Below are 19,611 nucleotides of genomic sequence, written 5' to 3'. Positions count from 1 at the left end.
TTAAATTAAGCATAAAATGAAAATTGCATTAATCACGGGTGTTACAGGACAAGATGGTTCTTATTTAGCAGAATTATTGTTAGAAAAAGGCTATATGGTACATGGCATCAAACGTAGAGCTTCCTCTTTCAATACACAACGTATTGACCATATTTATATGGATCAACATGAAAGCCATGTCAACTTTAAATTGCACTATGGTGATTTAACTGATTCAACCAATATCATTCGCATCATCCAAGAAGTACAGCCGGATGAAATTTATAATTTAGGAGCTATGTCACACGTGAAAGTATCTTTTGATTCACCCGAATACGTAGCTAATGTTGATGGAATTGGTACATTACGCATTTTAGAAGCAGTTCGTATTTTAGGATTAGAAAAGAAGACACGTATTTATCAAGCTTCCACATCTGAACTTTACGGTCTAGTGCAAGAAGTACCTCAAAAAGAAACTACCCCTTTTTATCCACGATCACCTTACGGAGTTGCAAAAATATATGGGTTCTGGATCACTAAAAATTACCGTGAAGCCTATCAGATGTACGCCTGTAACGGTATTTTATTCAACCATGAATCACCACGTAGAGGCGAAACTTTTGTTACTCGCAAAATCACGATGGCCACTGCCGCTATCGCCCTTGGTAAACAAGAATGCCTATATCTAGGGAATCTTAATGCACAGCGCGATTGGGGTCATGCAAAAGATTATGTTGAGGCTATGTGGCTTATGTTACAACAGGATGTCGCTGAAGATTTTGTTATAGCAACAGGAGTTACTACTTATGTTCGAGAGTTTGTAAGATTGGCATTTGCCGAAGTAGGGATTGAATTAGCTTTCGAAGGAAATGAGTCTTCAGAAGTTGCCAAAGTCAGAGCTTGTCATCATCCAGAATATCAGTTGGAAATTGGAAAGATCGTTGTAAAAGTAGATCCACAATATTATAGACCTACTGAAGTTGATCTTTTGGTAGGTGATCCAACAAAGTCAAATACTCAATTGGGATGGAAACCTAAATATGACCTCGCAAAATTGATAAATGAAATGATGCAATGCGATATTGCCTTAGTGAAAAAAAATAGTTTGCACTAGATCCACTTATATTTACAATTAAAAACAACATATCTCGAGGTCAATCTCGAGATATGTTGTAAATATTTACCACTTCGGATTTTGAACCAATTTTGGATTTTTGGCAATTTCTGATGTGGGCAACGGCCATAGATAGTCTCGCTCTACATCAAACTTTCGTAAAGATGCTGGCTGTAGGACAATATAGTTCTGATCATTGACAACCGTTTTGTCAGACCATTTGTCACCTGTAGATGTTAAATATTCCGTAAATAAATAACTCCCCAATAATGTTTTTGGCAATTCTACTTCTGCTGTTTTCCAACGGATGAGATCCCAATATCCATGACCTTCAAAAGCCAGCTCTACTTTTCGTTCACGACGAATTTCTTCGCGCATATTAAGACCATTACTGTTGACAAAAGCATTGCTCAATTTTGACATGGCGACATATTGAGGCGCAGCATCAGTCCCCACATTCACTTGAGGCAATCGGCCTCTCAATGCGTTGATTGTTTGATCCAACACCGCATCACTAATATGCTCATCCAATTCATAGACAGCTTCCGCATAATTCAGCAGTACCTCAGCATAACGAATCACGGGACGGTCGATATAAGAAGCTTGCAAGGTCCAAAAATCTTTTTTAGCATATTTCCGAATCCCATAACCACTTCTTTGATAACTGGGGTTTGGAATCGTGTAATTACTACTGGAGATAAATTCATCCCCTCTTTTAAAAATACTAAAACTCATCCGCGGATCTTTCTTATTGAAATACTGTGCATGAGTCATGGACTTATCGGGTTTCTGATATAAAGGTGATTTCTGAATAGGCAATCCATCAGCCATTAGGTAGTTGTCTACAAAATTTTGAGTAGGTACCACGGAGTTACCCTCATAATAGCGTTGTACAGGAGTAGAAATAATACTATTTTCCCGATTGACTCCATAAAGCTTCACCATTATATTTTCCTTATTTGCACGACCTTCTCCCGCTTCTTGGAATAAATTATAGTACGCATTGTTGTTGATCTCCCCCTGGCTTCCTGTTGTAGAAATACTAAACAGCCCATGTGCTCCGGAACTGATCACCGCTTCAGCAGCTTCTTTAGCGATAGTCAGATGTTTCTTGTAATCACCATATTGGTGAAACTTTTCTCGCGTTCCTTCAAATAATGCGATTCTTGACTTAAATGCCAAAGCCGCGGTTTTAGAAATACGACCATACTCTTTTGCCGTATTCAATTCATCTGCCGATCGTAATACGGATATCGCATAGTCAACATCGTCTAAAATAAACTGCAACAGTTCTTCCCTCGAGGCACGCTCTTTAAACACATCGGGATCATCAACAGCCATTGTTTTTGTGATCAGAGGTACACCTCCAAAACGTTTGAACATCTCAAAGTAATACCAGGCTCTAAAAAAACGTGCTTCACCGACATACCAGTTAATTTGCGTCAGATCGCCCCCTTGTTTTATCACCTCTTCGGACTTTTCAATCAACTTATTTGCCTGAAAAATTCCATAGTAACTATAATCGGCACTTGTTGCAGGAGCAATACGAGAACCATCACTAATCGTATTCGATGAGGTATTGGGGTATGTATCTGTCGACCAATTATCGACAGTGACATCAGCTGTTGTTAATCCCGGTACTGTGGAGTAAAAATAATTAGCTGCCAATCGCACATCTGCAACAGTGTTCCAAAAATTGGCGTCACTCATCGAAGTTTCGGGTACTTCATGGATATCGCAGGAAACAAATGAGCCTAACGACACCGAAGCTACTAATAGATATAAAATTCTTTTTTTCATGATCACTGTCTAATTAAAAATCAATATTTAAACCGAAGGAAATAGATGTCGCAAACGGATATGGCGAAACTTTACCATCCTCAGGTTTCATCTCAGGATCGATCACACCTTTATAGATTCCCAATTTGGAAATCGTCAATAAATCTTCTCCAGAAACATACATCCGCACCCGTGAGAATGGAAGTTTTTTCACGGTTTCCTTAGTCAAAGAATAACCGAGCTGAATATTCTTCAAACGTGCATAAGCACCACTCATAAACCACTTGTCCGAATTCTGAAAATTTTGTGTTCCTTCTAGGTAAGGTCTCGGATAAGCGGCATCGCGATTATCTGGAGTCCAATAGTCCATATGAAAATTCATCGGTAGATAATAGGAATACAACTGAGGTTGGATCAGCTCATTACTGGGTTTAAACTTACGTTTTCCTATCCCTTGAATAAACATACTGAAATCAATATTTTTATATCCAAAATTAAAATTGAAACCATATTGATATCTAGGGTTAATGTCGCCTAAGTATTGTAAATCACCTGTATCACCAAGTACGTTTTTCCCCGGAGAGATCTCCCCATTTCCATCGACATCTACATAACGAATATCCCCTAATCCAGGTACCCCCGCTTTATTGATCAACTTGGCATAGCTGGGTGCATTTTTTAAATCTTCTTCCGTTTGAAAGTACCCATTGGTCTTGTAAGCCCAGATCGAATTCAGGGCATAGCCTTCTACTAGATTATTGACGCCTGAATAAACTATATTATCAGCACCACCATATTTAACCAATTTATTTTGGTTGTCAGCCAGGTTAAATGATGCCCCAAAAGTAAAATCATCACCGATCTTATCTTGATAACCCAAACTCAGTTCCCATCCCCAGGTTTTCATCTTTCCAACATTTGATTTAGGAACATCAATACCAATAGTTGCAGGCAAACTCACTCTCACCAACATATTATTGTTATACTTATTGTAATAATCAAATGAACCTTTCAACTTTCTATTCAAGAAACTAAAATCTACACCAAAATTTTGTGTCTCTATCGTTTCCCAAGATAGATTTGTTGCCGGAATCATACCCTGATTGAGATAAGTTTGTCTACTATCGCCCAACAGTACATTTGATCCAGTCAAGAGCTGAGCAATAAAATCATAGTAACCTATGCCGACTTTAGAGCCCACTTTACCCCAAGATACGCGTGGTTTCAACTCATTGACGACAGTTGATAAACCATCAAACCAGGCTTCCTTAGACATATTCCATCCAGCTGAAAAGGAAGGAAATATCTTGACGCGTTCACCTGGAGTCAATCGTGAACTTTCATCACTTCGCACAGTGGCTTCAAATAAGTATTTTTCTTTATAATTGTAATTGAAACGACCAAAGTAGGATTGCATTTTTTCAGTAGCCGCCGACTGCGAATTGGACTTATTGAGTGGATCTGAGGTAAAGTTCAAACTCGGATTATCGTTAACATACAAATTCTTTGTCGACGCACTTAAGGTTTGATAGTCGTAAGCATAGAGCTGATACCCGCCCATGATATGGAAATTATGATCATCCACAATTTTAACGTTATAATCTGCCACAGCTTGATAATTCTGGCTCAACGTTTTATAATCCGTGATCGCATAATTATTCGGATTGTTTAATTGACTTGCGGTATTAGCCGTTGGCCCCGAATAGAAAGTTACTGTTCGTCTGAAATTGCGATTTTGTTTTGTTATATCTTCACGGCTATACATCAATTTAACCTCCAGACCTTTCACCAACTTGTGTATGGTTGCCGTTGCATTATTGAAGTAGGTACTACTACGGTCACGGTTAAATCCTCCATCTTTCAATAGCGCATAACCAAATGCTGATGAAGTACCACTTCGGTAATAGGTTCCATCTTCATTGAAAAGCGGAAAACGCATTCTGGAAGAGAAAAATTGACGTAAAATACCATTTCCGCCCCCATCTAGTCCATAGCCCCCATCCTGTGGATTATCAGTAGCTTGATTGATATAAGCACTCCCGATATCTAATTTGATATATTCATTGACTTTAGCCGAAATATTGGCTCTTGCATTCCAACGTGTAAAATGATCTTCACCGACCTTAAACATACCCGCTTGACTCATATTGCCCAATGAAGCCATGTACGTTATATTTTCACTACCGCCCGAAAACTGCAGGTTGGCGTTGTTCATCGTGTAAGACTTCTTCACAACTTGGTCAATGAGATTTTCCTGATTGTAAGTCCGCCATTGCCCATTCGATCCCAGCACAAATGTAGGACCATTCACAGCATAGTTGAGATCCTCCTCATTATACTCAGGAGCCAAACCGGCATTTGCGCGTGCCGTATTGACATAATTCATTTCATCAATCAAGGACAATCTTTTAGGGATATTGGCCGGCATTTGCCAAGCCATATTGCTCATCAATGAAATCCGTGATTGACCTTTATGGCCTTTTTTTGTGGTCACCAATATCACCCCTCCCGCTGACTGCGCCCCATAGATAGCTGTTGCACCACCATCTTTTAGCACACTGATATTTTCAATATCATTGGGATTTAAAGCCATAAACGTACCTTCCGAACTGATCACACCGTCAATCACAACTAGCGGAGCAACACCACCATTGGCAGAAGTAGCGCCACGAACTTCCATATTTAATCCTTGCGCTCCAGGTCTACCCGAATTTCGACTGATCACTAAGCCCGGAGCTGCTCCCTGTAGCATATTAACAACGGTGGGCGAAGGTCGATTCTGTAACACTTTGGCATCGATCTGTGAAACTGCGCTGGTCAGGTTGGTTTTCTTTTGACTACCATAGCCGACCACTACGACCTCATCAAGCATATCTTCCTGCTGCAACAAGGTGACTATTGCTGCCGAAGATGCCGCCACTTCTTGACTGATATATCCGACCGAACTGAAGATCAAAATCGGATTAGATGAGCTGATCGATAGGGTATATTTTCCATTCATATCCGTGGACGTAGAACCTTGAGCACCCTTCTCTTTGACCGTTACTCCACCCACTCCCCTGCCAGTTGCATCAACTACTTTTCCTGAAAAATGTTGTTGTAATACCCCTGCTGGATATCCTTTTTCCACAGAAAAAAGGGGATGAGCGGTTGCCAAACTGGGCAGTATACTCCATGAAAGCGGCGTTAAAAGTGCAAGCTGAACATATAATCTGGACCAGCTCCTTTGCTTTGAGTAATTGTTTTTAACCATATCGTAATTATTAGGTTTTTATTCGTATAACTCTTGGTTAGAGTATGGCAATTCTAAACAAAAATAAATCACGACTCCTATTTCGTTATTCAAGCAAACGATTGCACATCATACGAAAACGATGTAGCCAATCAGGTCTAGACTACTGAAAATATCGACTTATAGCGGTCAATAGCAAATAAATAAGTCATCATAATAAGAAGAGAAAAATACAGGAAGTCTTATGAAAAGAGGGTGCACAACGTTTTTTGCATCTGAATAAAACAAGGGCACATAACCAGAAAGAGCTGCTGTGTTATTCCAGAAATGAAGGGTATTAAAGATCGCTGCAAAGTCACTCATGTAGGAGCGAAAAGCGGAGTATTAAAGGGATAAATGAGAATCCCAATCCTATATAAAATGCTTATTTACGCAAGATCTGCAAAGATATATCTTGCATATAAATCCATTAGAAGAAAATCAGTAACCGCAACAACTAATTCTTAACGCAAAGGGATACGATATCACCTCTTGTCGTTTATTTAAAGGGTATCCGTATACCATAAAAACAGGGATAATCATTTCTGAAAAAGATTGATCCATCAGCGATGATCAGGCAGTAGCTAGTTTCTATTAATAGGTGTCTACCTGATCCATAATCTGTGGGACAGCCATGCGAAACCAGTACGTAAATTTCTCCGGTTTTTCCGCTATTTGTTTAAGCAGATCCGTTTTACCGATCCATTGATAATTTTGCACTTCATCTGGATTAAAGTCTGGCTGATCATCAGTATAGCCCATAAATACATAATCATATTCATGCTCAATCAAATTATTTTCAACGGGAGTATGGTATGTAAAAGAGAAAAGATGATCAATATCGCATTTTAATCCCATTTCATACGCTAACCTTTGGGATGCACTCGCTTTAATCTCCTCTCCCCATTGTGGATGAGAGCAGCATGCATTGGTCCATAATCCACCTCCATGGTATTTATGCTGAGCACGCTGATGAATCAGCATTTGCCCCTTATGATTGAAAATAAAGATCGAGAATGCCCGGTGCAATATTCCTTTTTGATGTGCTTCCATCTTATCCATCTCTCCCAGAGCATGATCTTGCTCGTCAACCAATACCACTTTATTTCTATCCATAAAATTTTATATTTTACTATTTATCTTGCAATGCCGATTGGTATGCTTTGAGCGCTCTTGCTCGAGCAAATTCATGCCCTACAATAGGAGCTTCTAAAAGCTTTGCATAATCTGGGTTCCACGTTTTAACATACACGAGATCTTCATCAAACTTTAACGTTTGTGCTGTCGGGTTGAAAATACGAAAATATGGCGCAGCATCACAACCTGAGCCTGCCACCCACTGCCAATTGCCATTATTTGCAGCAAGATCATAATCTAGTAATTTCTGCGCAAAATAAGCTTCACCCCATCGCCAATCGATGAGGAGGTGTTTACATAGGAAACTGGCGGTGATCATCCGTACCCGATTGTGCATAAAACCGGTCTCATTGAGCTGCCTCATCCCCGCATCAACAATCGGATATCCCGTTTTCCCGGAACACCACCGTTCAAATTCGACCTCATTATTTCGCCATTCGATGGAATCGTATTTCGATTTGAAACTTGCAGTCACAACATGAGGATAGTGATAGAGGATCTGCATAAAAAACTCACGCCAAATCAATTCAGATAGCCAAGTTTCATTATTTTTCAACGCAAAATTCACACATTTTCGGACTGATATCGTTCCAAATCGTAAAGCAATACCTAGTCGAGTGGTATGATCCAGTGCTGGGAAATCACGTTTTTCTCCATAGTTTTTTATGATGGATATGGCTAATTGAGGTTGTTCAAATACGAGATCTGTCTTTTGAAAGCCTAATGTTTCGAGACTCATGATCGGCTGAAACGCTGTTTTGTGAATATTCTCTAGTGAGACAGTCCCCTGACTGTAGTGTTCCACTTGCAATAGACTCTTCCACTTTTTAGCATAAGGCGTATATACGGTATATGGACTTCCATCTGCTTTAACTATTTCCGATTTTTCAAATATGACCTGATCTTTGCTTGAATAGAAAGGAATTCCGATTTCTTGCAGATCTTGCTGGACAGCATGATCTCTTTTAATAGCCTGCGGTTCATAATCATGATTGCAATACAGCCCCTGCACATCATACTGTTGGCAGATCATTTTAATGGTATCCAGTGGCACCCCTGAATAGGTCTGAATAGTCGATCCGTACATTTGCAAAGTCTTACTCATAGCATGCAATGCTTGATGTATATAATCCACACGCCTATCATAGCGATTTTCTAATCGGGACAAAATATCGCTATCGAAAATAAAGATCGGCAATACGGGGTACCCTGAAGCTAAGGCCATTTGAAGACCTCTGTTATCTTCTAAGCGCAGATCCCTTCTAAACCAAAACAGGACGACTTTATTTTTATTCATGATCAACTCCTATTTCTTTTTCATGTATCACCCACACGAATTGATCGGTATCATAACCAATGCCTTGAGCTGTTTTAATGAATGATGCTTTTATAGCATCAGGAATCGTGATGTCTCGGGAAAGTATCCATAAGTAGTCTAAATTTTGACCTGCCACCAAGGCATATCGATACGATGGATCCAAAGCGATGACATTATATCCGGCATAAAAAGGCCCAAAAAAGGAAACTTTCAATGCTGCAGTGGTTTTCTGAGTTCTAAACTTTGCTTTGCCCTTTACTGATTTCCACTCCTTTTTAAGCGTATCATAGCCCCTATTCAATACGGTGATGTTACCGTCCTCATTCAACGCATATTGGGCAGTTACCTGCTGAAGATTTTTTTCAAAGCGATTGTCCATACGAGCGATCTCATACCATTTCCCTAAATAACGATCCGCATCAAAATCAGGGATAGGCTGTGCACCTTTAGGTATCATGGCGCAGGCAGAGAACAGCAGCATAACCAGAAAACTGCCTATCCAGAGATAGCGATTATGATTTTTCATGATCGTTATTTTTTTTGAAACCGTTTAAAAAAGTAGATATTGAGCATAAACTGCGCATATCCATATACCGCATCCTCTACTGGAATCGTCAACATACGGATATTCAATATTTGGTCCGGATTGTAATTAACGATTGGCGATTCCAGACCAGTGCCTGTCAGTACCCCATTGACCATAAAAAACCCAGGCATCAAGCATAGATAAACTAGTGATCCCTTTCCTATCCAACTTACTTTTGCGATATAATGCAGATAAAGAACAGTCGCTGCTGTTATAAGCACGGTAACCAGAGGGTATATTTTTTGATAGAAAAAGATCGCTACCAGTACGCATACCAATACGGTAAACCATACGATGATCGTATTGAACCCATTTGCCCAATTGAGATTGAAAAATTTATCCAGACAGAAATAAGTAAATACACAAGAAAAGGGTATACAGATAAAAAATAACCATTCTTCAATCGGTAAACCTGCTAGACGAAAAGGCATGGTATAGCTAAAATTAAACCACCACACCCCCATCTTAGTAAAGATAATATCCCAGGCAATAAATGGAATGGCGACCAGTATACTTCCTTTAAGAAATGCATTAAAATGTTTATTGAACTGTATTCTACGATCAAATGAAAAAATAAAACAAATGATAACCGTCAAAAAATTGATCAGTATATAAGTATATGCCTGCATCTTTAATTCTTTTTAAAATACATTTTAAAATATTTTACGGGAACCCAAAGAAATCCAAAACATTCACCCTGCTCTCTACCCAAATGTTTATGATGCTGTTTGTGTGCTCTCCTTATGGCCAATAAATATGGATTTTTTGTATTACTTAAGAAACTGATCCTTTGATGAATAAAAATATCATGCACAAAAAAATAGGCCAAGCCGTAGCATGTGACCCCCAATCCAATATAGAAAATATAACTAAATCCTTGCTGACTACCGATATACATCAGAATAATAGCAGGTATTGCAAAAATGATGAAGAAATAGTCATTTTTCTCCAGATGTCCCTCCGTACTGTGATCATGATGATCTTTGTGCAAGAGCCATAGAAATCCATGCATCACATATTTGTGAATCAACCAAGTCGCTCCTTCCATCAAGAAGAAGGTCGCTAGTACAATAAAGATATTCATCAAGATTGATTTTGAGTGTTAAACATTTTTTCTAAAACATAATAGCGGTACTTAAATATACTCACGAGCTTCTTTCTTACAATTAATTTATTTGCTATGCGGCCTATAAATCCAAAGGGAAGTTCATAAGTCACGAGATCTCTCATCAATACCCCCTCCTCGTTAGGCATAAATTCATGAAAATGGCGCCATAATTTATAAGGACCATTTACTTGCAGGTCCGTAAAACTTTCGTGGTGTTGCACATGTGTTATTTTAGTTCGCCATTTCATTCTCACACCAAATAAAGGCGTTACTTTATAATCAATGATCTGACCTGCGTATACGGGTTTTTCTGGCACATCATTGACAATCACAAACTCCATATCTTTAGGCGTGATTTTAGCTAAATTATGCGGTGAAGAAAAAAAATCCCAAGCTGTTTGGATATCACAATTCAATTGCTGCGTGAGCTCTATTTGATATATCATATTTTATAAATTTTAAGCTAACGATCTCCCTAAGGGCGATCATTTATTGTCCAAATCACTATTTATAACTGTTCAATTGATTTACAGACCAAATATTCTAAATGGCCGCACTACTTCCATTTTGTATTGCACATAACAACTCATCATCATAGAAAGCTTTTGTCTGTTCGGAATCCGAATCCGCTCCTTTAAGATGTTATGGGCAGGAATTTGCTTAATTTTTTTCAGTAATGACCAATAATATTTATAAGCAAGATAAACACCAAATTTAGAAGAGCTTGGCAAATTTTTTATTCCGATCAATGCTTCCATAAATTCACTTTCAATATCCTGCTCGATCGCAAATTTAATATGGTTATCAAATCCTCGCATATCTACATCTGGAAAATAAGTCCGCCCCAATATATGGTAATCATCTTTCAAGTCCCTTAGAAAATTAATCTTCTGAAAAGCTGACCCGAGTTTCATAGCATAAGGTTTCAATCTTTCATATTCATCTTTGCAGCCATCTACAAAAACATGCAAACACATCAATCCCACTACTTCTGCCGAGCCCAAGATATATTCCTTATACCGATCTTCATCGTATGTCAATTGATGCAAATCCATTTCCATACTTTTCAGAAATTGATCCACCAAACTGCGCTCTATTGCATAGCGATGTACAGTCTCCTGAAAAGATTGCAAGATGGGGTTGAGTGAAATCCGCTCGTTGATCGCCTGATCAGTCTGTTCTATAAATCGGGTCAGCAACAAGCGTTTATCATAGCCATGGAAACTATCTACAATTTCATCTGCAAGTCTTACATAGCCATAAATCGCATATATAGCCTGTCTGATAGAAGGATGTAGCGCCATAATACCTAATGAAAAACTCGTACTGTATTTCTTTGTTGTGGATTTGCTTACCTCGTAAGATAATTCATCAAACAGTTTCTTCATGTTGTTTTAGGTTAAGTTTATGAACTTCATTTGCCACTATTTTTCCGGATATAATAGCCGGTGGCACTCCTGGTCCCGGAACGGTCAATTGACCTGTATAAAATAAATTCGATAATTTTTTATTCTTAACAGCTGGTTTCCATACCGCCGTCTGTCCCAATGTATTGGCCAGACCATACGCATTTCCTTTATAAGCATGGTAATCAGCGATAAAATCGCTTACACAGTAACTCCTCTTATAATCAATTTTGGACTTTAGATCTTTTATCCCCACATGCTTAGCCAATCGCTCCAACATTTGATTCAGATAACGCTCTCTAGTCGCTTCATCATCCTCAATACCAATCGCTAAAGGCATCAATAGAAAAATATTTTCATGACCTACAGGCGCTACATGAGGATCGGTCTTAGAGGGACAGCACGTATAGAATAAGGGCTCATCAGGCCACTTTTTTTCTTTATAAATGGCATCAATATGAATATCCAAATCATGCTCAAAGAACAGCGTATGATGTTTCAGGTTGGGTATTGGTTCGTTGAATCCAAGATAATAAATTAAACTCGATGGTGCAAATATGCGGTCTTCCCAATAATTCTGGGTATAATTGCGATACTTCTCTGCCAACAAGGTCTCCGTATGATGATAATCCGATGAAGCAATCACCGCATCAAATGCAATAGAAGTACCATTGACCAGTAAAGTGCTCACCTGATCATTTTCGGTATCGATACGGTCCACACTATGATTAAAATAAAATGTGGCGCCCAGATTTTCAGCAACGGTATGCATAGCTTTGATTACTTCGTAAAATCCGCCCATAGGATACCACGTACCCAAAGCATAACCACCGTAATTCATCAAGCTATAGAGCGCTGGGATATTTTTAGGTGAAGCTCCTAAAAATATAACAGGAAATTCCATCAAAGCAATCAGCTTTGGGTGTGTGAAATATTTCTTGACATAAGATCTAAAGTCGGACAATAGATCTAATTTAAATGCACTTTTGGCAATCTTTGGTGAAAAGAACTCCCACCAAGAGTGGCAAGGCTTATAGACAAATTCTTTCATCCCGACCTCATATTTATAGCGAGCAGCCTCCATAAACTCGTCCAGCTTTTTACCGCTTCCTTCTTCTATACTTTCGAAGATGATGCGCAGCTCATCATAGTTTTGTGGAACTTCAAAATTTCCATCTGAAAAAATCATCTCAAATTGAGGGTCAAGAGCCACAAGCTTATAAAAATCTTCAGGTTTATAACCGAAATCATGAAAAAAATCAGCAATAATATCAGGCATCCAGTACCAGCTGGGACCCATATCAAATGTGTAACCATTGTTGGTTTTAAATTGCCTCGCTCGTCCACCCGGGATGCTATTTTTTTCAAATACATGTACCTCATGACCAGCTTGAGCAGCATAGCATGCTGCCGAGAGACCTGAAAAACCTGAACCTATAATCGCTATCTTCATTGAAATCAAATTTGTGGCATTTGTTAGTTTATGGGTAAATAAATAACCTCATTTATACGCTTTTTGTTTTTAAAAGATACAAAATATCTTAACTGATACCTGGTGCATCTATGATCATCAAAAGCCATTTTATAATTTAGAGTTGGCTATAATTAATTGTTAACGTACGGATAATTTTCTGAAACTGAGCCTAATAAATCAGCAACATCAATATTTTGGTTATAGATACATTGATGAAAATCAGCTAATTTCTGCAGTAATCGGATCAATTCCATCTTTTCCTTATGCGTAAGATCCCCTGTAACAATTTGACTTGCTTGACGAATTTTATGCATTTGATCTTCTAATACACGTAATCCTTCATCTGTAATGGATATGACTTTACTCCTTTTATCTTTCTCCGAATTTTTTTGTTCTACCCATCCTTGATGAATAAGCCGATTGATAATTTGCATACCTAGAGGTTTATCATGGATATTACGCTTGATCAGTTCCATCTTAATCATGGGTCCAAAAACCTTCAGATTAATCAAATAAATAAACTCTTCTTGTGTCGAGAACTCCGAATCATGAATAGCCGATTTGGAATACGTTTTTGCATATCGATTCATATGCACAATAAGCGTACTGATGACACTCTCTGGATTGCGCCCATCCTCTTTACCTTCCCAACTGGGTTCTGCTATAACTTCTGCATCAGAGTGATCGACGATATACTTTCGAAGACCTTTGCTGTCCTCGCTATAGTTATTTCCTTTTTTACATTCGTCTTCGAATTGCTCAATAAGGTCAATCGTTTCTTTTAATAAGTTATAATTCATGATGTTGATGATTATAGAATATGCTATTCCTCAAGCTTTAACAAAGGTATAAAATTATACTAAATTTAATACCAAATATAAAAACAAGTTCAGTAATAACCTAATTTATCGTTAGAAGAATTCGTTCTCACAGAAAAAAACTAGAAGGAATTAAATGTTAATTTATAAATTTTTTTTAAAAAAAATAAACAATTGAAATTTATTAAATCCGACCAGCTATTATGGTTAATAAACTTAAGAAATTTGTCATTCATAAAATCATCGAGATGCACATTGATCTTATAAAAAAGCTGCAACCCGATATATGATCGGATTACAGCTACTATAATGATTAAAATGGAATAAAAAATTAAAGGAATTTCAATAAAACGTAAACTTACGGCATCAAAACATGATCAATAACATGGATCACACCATTTGACTGTTGTACATCTGCTATAGTCACTTTAGCATCTTTTCCTTTTGCATCGCGCACATATAGATCTTTCCCTTTCATCCAAAAAGTGACTGTACCACCTTCTACCGTTACCATTTGAGCTTTGCCACCTTTTTCTTTTACTGTTTTTAAAATGGTCGCTGCATTAAAGTTACCGGCCAATACATGATACGTTAGTATCTGTGTCAACATCTTCTTATTTTCTGGTTTCAATAAATTATCCACTGTCCCTTTTGGCAATAGATTGAATGCTTCATTGGTAGGAGCCAATACGGTGAAGGGACCTTTTGAAGACAAGGTCTCGACGAGACCCGCCGCTTTTACAGCCGCCACCAACGTCGTGTGATCTTTAGAATTGACTGCATTCTCAATAATATTTTTAGTTGGATACATCGCTGCTCCACCTACCATTACTGTTTTCATTTTGTCGGCATGTTGTGCCCGCACATTTCCGCTACATAGAACACCCATCAATAATAGACCGAGTGCCATAACATTTAATTTCGTTTTCATTTCTTAGTTTTTTAATGATGTAATTTCTATCATATACGACATTATGCTGCGCACGGATTTAGATCGAGAAAAAACTGAAGTGATAAAAATACCTGTTTTTGCTATTGCTGGATGTACAATCCATAAATTTTATTAAATATGTATTAATTATTAATCTTAATTTATATATTTGACTATCAAAAACTAATTGATTGAGCCCGATACACCATTTAGAAGAAGAGACACTCATATCCTTATTGCAAAAAAAGGATCAACGCGCATTTAATTATCTCTACGATCATTATGCAGGAGCACTCTATGGAATCGTGATACGCATCGTGTCAATCAAAGAATATGCTGATGAGGTCATTCAGGATGTATTTGTCAAAATATGGCGATACATTGATTCCTTTGATGCAGCACGAGGCAAGCTCTATACCTGGATCATCAATATCGCCCGCAACTCGGCTATTGATTATGTCAAATCTAAGAGTGTTCAAAACGAACAAAAAAACCAATCTCTTCCAGATATCGTAGATGTTAAAGAAAAACATAATTTTAGTGTCTCGACTCAAGTTGATCATATTGGTTTTAAAAATGTATTGAATGAGTTACGAGCAGAGTGGAGAGAGCTTATTGAGATGGCGTATTATGAAGGGTACACCCAGCAGGAAATTGCAGAAAAACTGAATATCCCTTTAGGGACGATCAAAACCCGGACGCGCGGCGCCCTTTTAGAATTAAAAAGAATACTTAAAGAATACGAATAATAGTGGATACTAAAGAATACATATCGTCAGGAATTATAGAAGCGTATGTGATGGGGCTCGCCAGCGAAGAAGAGGTGAGCATCTTGATGTGCATACGCAAACATAATACTGAAGTAGAGCAAGCGATTTTAGAGGCAGAAATGACCTTTGAAGATCTTGCTACTAGTCAAGCTATGTCTCCTCCTCCCGAATTGAAAGCTGCGATTTGGAATAAAATATCAAGTCAGGAAACCACCAATTCGAGCCCCTTAGAACCACAAGTTGAAGATTCTGCTGTCATCCATGAGCTACCATCATCTGCAACGGAAAAACCAATACGCTCATTAGCTTCACGCAATTGGGCCATTGCGGCTTCGATATTGCTGGTGGCAAGTATCGGTGCCAATATCTTCTACCATAATCAAAGCATCAATGATCAAGATATACTGGTACAGGCATTGGTAGAAAACCAGTCCACTCAGCAAGAGCTTCAGCATTTCCAAGAGAAATGGAAATTGTTACAAGACCCTGTAATCAAGACCGTCACTTTGGCTGGTGTGGAGCAACACCCTCAGCTCAAAGCTCATGTTTTTTGGAATACAAAAACAACGGATGTATACTTGAGCTTAGAAAATCTACCTGCTGCACCAAAAGGCAAGCAATATCAGCTATGGGCTATGGTCGATGGCAAACCTGTTGATGCAGGTGTATTTCCGCTGGGCAAAACTGATCAAGTGACCATAATGCACCAGATCCCAAAAGCACAGGCCTTCGCGATAACACTGGAAACAATAGGAGGCAACCCCACTCCAGACCTCACACAATTATATGTGATGGGCAATACCTAATCTATTGTTATCGTTTAATCATCCTAAATTCTTTCCCAGTAGCTGCATCCCAATATTTTAAATCATATTGCTGATGAATCGTGCTTTTTCCAGAACCTATCGTTAACCCAACAGCGCTTGTTCCATGCTCCGTGAAGGTACTCATAACTTTACTTTGTATTTTGTAATTATGGCGCAAAGAGCGCGATCTTTTCCATCATGCTGAATCATTTTTGCGAATGGATGATAATATTTTAAGTATTTAAAAAACATCTTAATATTAACAGTAAATTATTACAAATAGAACCCCAGGGTCTCTATAAAAAAGCGATAAGCGCAGGTATATTTGTTTATAAAAATTTGAATACAATCAGATTCAGGTCATTACATTCTAAAATACAACTTATTTGTCATTTACATAACCCTATATACACTTATGAAAAAGTTATTAGCACTTGTCCTGCTAACGATTACATTATGCTTATCAGCATGCAGTTCTAAAGAGAACATAGAACCCGAACAAATCAATATTTTAAGCCAAACCGTCTGGCTCAGAAAAGATATGTCTTCGGAAATCATTTATGGCGGCGGCGATAATTATCTGAAATTAAGTTTTAAGCAGGATTACTCCTATGAAATCGTGCGAATTAAAGGAGATAAAGTCAATAGTTTATATGAAGAAGGGGTATATACGATTACAGATAATAAAGATGTGATCCTGAATACACAAAAAAACAATCAAAAAACCTCCTTACGCTATGTCTTGGATAATAACCGAACGCTTAATCGCGTTACTGAGGATGGGCAGATTCTGACACATGCCTATGAAGCCTATATTAAGCAATAAATTATATCGATCACTTTACTTCTTTAATACGAGAAATAAGATCATGCGCATCCATCGGTTTTTTCAGTTTTGCATCAAAGTAAATCTGATGCTTTTGTTGCTCCACTTCCATATACATACTATCGGCTGTAAAAACAAAAACCCGGATATTCTTCCATGCTGGATTGCTGCGTACCCGATTGAGAATTTCCCAACCATCCAGATCGTTCATATGTAAATCGGTGATCACAATATCTACCGGCTGCTCTTCCATATAGGCGAGTGCAGCCTCCCCTTTCTCAAAAATGTGTACTTTCGGAAAATTCTTAAAATAATTTTTTAGATAAAGAATATTAATCCGATTATCTTCGATTACCACCATATTTAAATCGGGAAGGTCATCCAACACATATTTTTGTTGTTCACTATCTATTTTCTTTATTTGCTTAATAGGAACAGATAGGGTAAAGGTCGATCCTTGTTCTAAAATACTGACCAAATCAATAGTACCATCCAATTGTTGGGCAAATAATTTTGAGATATACAGACCTAAACCAAAGCTACTCGATTGATTTTTATTACCCGCCATATAATACTGTCTAAATACTAGACCCTGTTCTTCTTCCGAAATTCCTACACCACTATCCTTCACTTCAACAGAAAAAACAGATTGATCATGTTTAGATTTCAAGGATGCAGCGATATAAACCTCTCCTCTAGCGGTATATTTAATAGCATTGTTCAAGAGGTTAGATACGATTTGCTTGACCCTAAATGCACTGCTGTATATGAGCAATGTTGGATCGATATCGATTTTACTCACGAGCTTAATATCCTTCACTGCAGCCAGATGCTCATGAAGTTTAATGATATCGAGCAACAATTGCTGAGGTGCAAAATATTCGTATTGTACCTCCAATGCGCCTGCCTCCAATTTACTTAAATTCAGAATATCATTAACGGCCGTATTGATTACTTCAATTTCATGCGATGCCGAATCCAAATATTCCGGAAGGATCAATTTACTATCATTATTTTTTCTCAAAATATCAATAATACCCAACAAAGAGTTGATAGGTGAACGGACCTCATGGCTTACACTCGCCAATATGGTCGTTTTCTCAGCAGCCACCTTATCCGCATAATCTCTTTCTTCCTGTAGTTTCCGTTCGTAAGAAACAGCGTTAGACTGGTAAAAAAAGGTGATGATGATTAATAAAAGGATAATGATGAAGGAGGCCACCAGTTGATCTCTAAAATTGAGCGTATTTTCTTGATAGAGAGCCAAATCCTTTGCCTCCGCTTGACGGATCTCAAAAGTTTCCTGATCCCTAATTTTATCAATCCCCTTTCTGAGATTGTCCAACAAGTCACGATTAGCTTGAATCAATTCTTTTTCTTTATCTTGGAGAGCTGAAAATTTACCTTGAAGTGCCCTTAAGTTTTGATGATATATTTTTTTATTTTGTCGAATCAAATATTCGATGTTCCTCGAAATGACATCTCTTTGTATGGTACCATAATCTTGTGTGATGGTACTGGCAACCAGGGTATCATTTTTAGCTTTAAAAATACGATTAAATAGTTTTTCCTTTTTTCTGATTGTCGTATCACGTTTTAATGTATTAAAAGAACTATCACGCATGATTCTATTGACAATAGAATCGAGCTGCTCAAATTTAGGTTCTCGATAGGAGGTTGTTTTCGTATCGGAGGATAATGTTGATAAGGAATCATTGGTAAAAAAGATCAACTGATCGACTGTTTGCTTGAGCGAAGCAAACTCTGTCGACAATCTCCTTTTATGAGCAACATCAGCTACGCTGACCTCTAATGAATGATCACTTAGTGTTAATTTGGACAATGAATCAACAAATAATTTGACCGTATCCAACTTGCTTCGATAAGCGCCATAGGTTTTTTTATCAAAGTTGACGGTATATAATCGAAAAAGGTTGTCCGCTTCACTATACACGGAGAATAAACCATATAATCCAGATGATCGTTGATTCAGGGCTCCATAAGCTGTATTAAGCCTATCTTTGACCTTTTGCTGTTCAAAATATTGATAAATAAATATCGACATGACATAAGCAAAAGAAGCAATGAGTGCCGCTATTAATATTTTCCTGAGCAGGAATGTATTTTTCTTTTTTACTGTTGACAAGAGTTCGTATTTTACAGTTAATAGATGAACGCCAACATCTTCCTAGATATTTTTGCCTAATGCCGAATTATTTGTGATTTAAAATACAAGCAAAAATAACTATTTTAATCATCCATGTATCCTAAAAGCAGGTAAAATAGAG

General features: G+C 37.9%; 18 protein-coding genes. 4 read left to right on the top strand and 14 right to left on the bottom strand.

The annotated features are described in order from the left end of the window. The first annotated feature begins 16 nt into the window (after window positions 1-16). Window positions 17-1,093: a GDP-mannose 4,6-dehydratase gene (gmd, locus tag C8N37_RS06135; protein ID WP_108158093.1), complete on the top strand. Its 1,077-nt coding sequence runs from the start codon at window positions 17-19 to the stop codon at window positions 1,091-1,093. Between the two features lie 66 nt (window positions 1,094-1,159). Here the strand turns inward: gmd and C8N37_RS06130 are convergent, their stop codons facing one another. From C8N37_RS06130 to C8N37_RS06075, 12 genes are all read right to left on the bottom strand, one after another. Then, window positions 1,160-2,893 (bottom strand): RagB/SusD family nutrient uptake outer membrane protein, encoded by a 1,734-nt coding sequence (locus C8N37_RS06130; protein ID WP_108158092.1) that lies wholly within the window; start codon window positions 2,891-2,893, stop codon window positions 1,160-1,162. 13 nt (window positions 2,894-2,906) lie between these two features. Further along, window positions 2,907-6,125 (bottom strand): SusC/RagA family TonB-linked outer membrane protein, encoded by a 3,219-nt coding sequence (locus C8N37_RS06125; RefSeq protein WP_108158091.1) that lies wholly within the window; start codon window positions 6,123-6,125, stop codon window positions 2,907-2,909. A gap of 612 nt (window positions 6,126-6,737) precedes the next feature. Beyond that, window positions 6,738-7,259 carry an isopentenyl-diphosphate Delta-isomerase gene (gene idi / locus C8N37_RS06120; protein WP_108158090.1) on the bottom strand — a complete coding sequence of 174 codons (522 nt, stop codon included), beginning with the start codon at window positions 7,257-7,259 and terminating at the stop codon, window positions 6,738-6,740. Between the two features lie 16 nt (window positions 7,260-7,275). Continuing rightward, complete coding sequence (locus tag C8N37_RS06115; RefSeq protein WP_108158089.1) at window positions 7,276-8,577, bottom strand: cryptochrome/photolyase family protein; 1,302 nt, start codon at window positions 8,575-8,577, stop codon at window positions 7,276-7,278. After that, the gene (locus tag C8N37_RS06110) at window positions 8,570-9,124 is read right to left on the bottom strand and encodes a lipocalin family protein (protein ID WP_108158088.1); all 555 of its coding nucleotides are present in this window, start codon (window positions 9,122-9,124) and stop codon (window positions 8,570-8,572) included. The genes C8N37_RS06115 and C8N37_RS06110 overlap by 8 nt, the downstream gene beginning before the upstream one ends. Window positions 9,125-9,129: 5 nt before the next feature. Beyond that, window positions 9,130-9,813: a lycopene cyclase domain-containing protein gene (locus C8N37_RS06105; RefSeq protein ID WP_108158087.1), complete on the bottom strand. Its 684-nt coding sequence runs from the start codon at window positions 9,811-9,813 to the stop codon at window positions 9,130-9,132. A gap of 2 nt (window positions 9,814-9,815) precedes the next feature. Continuing rightward, window positions 9,816-10,268, bottom strand: a complete 453-nt coding sequence (locus tag C8N37_RS06100) for a sterol desaturase family protein (RefSeq protein WP_108158086.1) — start codon at window positions 10,266-10,268, stop codon at window positions 9,816-9,818. Further along, window positions 10,268-10,738 carry an SRPBCC family protein gene (locus C8N37_RS06095; protein WP_108158085.1) on the bottom strand — a complete coding sequence of 157 codons (471 nt, stop codon included), beginning with the start codon at window positions 10,736-10,738 and terminating at the stop codon, window positions 10,268-10,270. The genes C8N37_RS06100 and C8N37_RS06095 overlap by 1 nt, the downstream gene beginning before the upstream one ends. A gap of 81 nt (window positions 10,739-10,819) precedes the next feature. Further along, window positions 10,820-11,680, bottom strand: coding sequence for a phytoene/squalene synthase family protein (locus C8N37_RS06090; RefSeq protein WP_108158084.1), 861 nt, complete (start codon window positions 11,678-11,680; stop codon window positions 10,820-10,822). Beyond that, window positions 11,664-13,151, bottom strand: a complete 1,488-nt coding sequence (locus tag C8N37_RS06085; protein ID WP_108158083.1) for a phytoene desaturase family protein — start codon at window positions 13,149-13,151, stop codon at window positions 11,664-11,666. Before C8N37_RS06085 ends, C8N37_RS06090 begins: the two co-directional genes overlap by 17 nt. 152 nt (window positions 13,152-13,303) lie before the next feature. After that, on the bottom strand, window positions 13,304-13,972 hold the full coding sequence (locus C8N37_RS06080; RefSeq protein ID WP_108158082.1) for a MarR family winged helix-turn-helix transcriptional regulator: 669 nt from the start codon (window positions 13,970-13,972) through the stop codon (window positions 13,304-13,306). A gap of 376 nt (window positions 13,973-14,348) precedes the next feature. Then, window positions 14,349-14,879 (bottom strand): fasciclin domain-containing protein, encoded by a 531-nt coding sequence (locus C8N37_RS06075; protein ID WP_373866213.1) that lies wholly within the window; start codon window positions 14,877-14,879, stop codon window positions 14,349-14,351. A 233-nt stretch (window positions 14,880-15,112) separates the two neighbouring features. Between C8N37_RS06075 and C8N37_RS06070 the strand changes: the two genes are divergently transcribed. After that, on the top strand, window positions 15,113-15,670 hold the full coding sequence (locus tag C8N37_RS06070; protein ID WP_108158080.1) for an RNA polymerase sigma factor: 558 nt from the start codon (window positions 15,113-15,115) through the stop codon (window positions 15,668-15,670). Window positions 15,671-15,672: 2 nt separating this feature from the next. Further along, window positions 15,673-16,497, top strand: coding sequence for an anti-sigma factor (locus C8N37_RS06065; RefSeq protein WP_244914351.1), 825 nt, complete (start codon window positions 15,673-15,675; stop codon window positions 16,495-16,497). 7 nt (window positions 16,498-16,504) lie between these two features. Here C8N37_RS06065 and C8N37_RS22765 read toward each other — a convergent pair whose 3' ends face one another. Next, window positions 16,505-16,642 (bottom strand): hypothetical protein, encoded by a 138-nt coding sequence (locus C8N37_RS22765; RefSeq protein ID WP_170114491.1) that lies wholly within the window; start codon window positions 16,640-16,642, stop codon window positions 16,505-16,507. Between the two features lie 270 nt (window positions 16,643-16,912). Here C8N37_RS22765 and C8N37_RS06060 point away from each other — a divergent pair, with 270 nt between their 5' ends. Beyond that, a complete protein-coding gene (locus C8N37_RS06060; protein WP_108158079.1) occupies window positions 16,913-17,323 on the top strand; it encodes a hypothetical protein in 411 nt (136 codons plus the stop codon). 10 nt (window positions 17,324-17,333) lie between these two features. Here C8N37_RS06060 and C8N37_RS06055 read toward each other — a convergent pair whose 3' ends face one another. Next, window positions 17,334-19,469, bottom strand: coding sequence for an ATP-binding response regulator (locus tag C8N37_RS06055; RefSeq protein WP_146171028.1), 2,136 nt, complete (start codon window positions 19,467-19,469; stop codon window positions 17,334-17,336). Between the last annotated feature and the right edge of the window lie 142 nt (window positions 19,470-19,611).

The sequence above is a fragment of the Sphingobacterium faecium genome (assembly GCF_003054045.1).
Taxonomy (GTDB): domain Bacteria; phylum Bacteroidota; class Bacteroidia; order Sphingobacteriales; family Sphingobacteriaceae; genus Sphingobacterium; species Sphingobacterium faecium.
The sequence above is the reverse complement of the archived record's forward strand: the minus strand, read 5'-3'. Positions and strand labels throughout refer to the sequence as shown.

Bases quoted from the DNA above. Each gene is read 5' to 3' on its own strand.
- gmd (WP_108158093.1), top strand. From the start codon at position 17: ATGAAAATTGCATTAATCACGGGTGTTACAGGACAAGATGGTTCTTAT.
- C8N37_RS06130 (WP_108158092.1), bottom strand. From the start codon at position 2,893: ATGAAAAAAAGAATTTTATATCTATTAGTAGCTTCGGTGTCGTTAGGC.
- C8N37_RS06125 (WP_108158091.1), bottom strand. From the start codon at position 6,125: ATGGTTAAAAACAATTACTCAAAGCAAAGGAGCTGGTCCAGATTATAT.
- idi (WP_108158090.1), bottom strand. From the start codon at position 7,259: ATGGATAGAAATAAAGTGGTATTGGTTGACGAGCAAGATCATGCTCTG.
- C8N37_RS06115 (WP_108158089.1), bottom strand. From the start codon at position 8,577: ATGAATAAAAATAAAGTCGTCCTGTTTTGGTTTAGAAGGGATCTGCGC.
- C8N37_RS06110 (WP_108158088.1), bottom strand. From the start codon at position 9,124: ATGAAAAATCATAATCGCTATCTCTGGATAGGCAGTTTTCTGGTTATG.
- C8N37_RS06105 (WP_108158087.1), bottom strand. From the start codon at position 9,813: ATGCAGGCATATACTTATATACTGATCAATTTTTTGACGGTTATCATT.
- C8N37_RS06100 (WP_108158086.1), bottom strand. From the start codon at position 10,268: ATGAATATCTTTATTGTACTAGCGACCTTCTTCTTGATGGAAGGAGCG.
- C8N37_RS06095 (WP_108158085.1), bottom strand. From the start codon at position 10,738: ATGATATATCAAATAGAGCTCACGCAGCAATTGAATTGTGATATCCAA.
- C8N37_RS06090 (WP_108158084.1), bottom strand. From the start codon at position 11,680: ATGAAGAAACTGTTTGATGAATTATCTTACGAGGTAAGCAAATCCACA.
- C8N37_RS06085 (WP_108158083.1), bottom strand. From the start codon at position 13,151: ATGAAGATAGCGATTATAGGTTCAGGTTTTTCAGGTCTCTCGGCAGCA.
- C8N37_RS06080 (WP_108158082.1), bottom strand. From the start codon at position 13,972: ATGAATTATAACTTATTAAAAGAAACGATTGACCTTATTGAGCAATTC.
- C8N37_RS06075 (WP_373866213.1), bottom strand. From the start codon at position 14,879: ATGGGTGTTCTATGTAGCGGAAATGTGCGGGCACAACATGCCGACAAA.
- C8N37_RS22765 (WP_170114491.1), bottom strand. From the start codon at position 16,642: ATGAGTACCTTCACGGAGCATGGAACAAGCGCTGTTGGGTTAACGATA.
- C8N37_RS06060 (WP_108158079.1), top strand. From the start codon at position 16,913: ATGAAAAAGTTATTAGCACTTGTCCTGCTAACGATTACATTATGCTTA.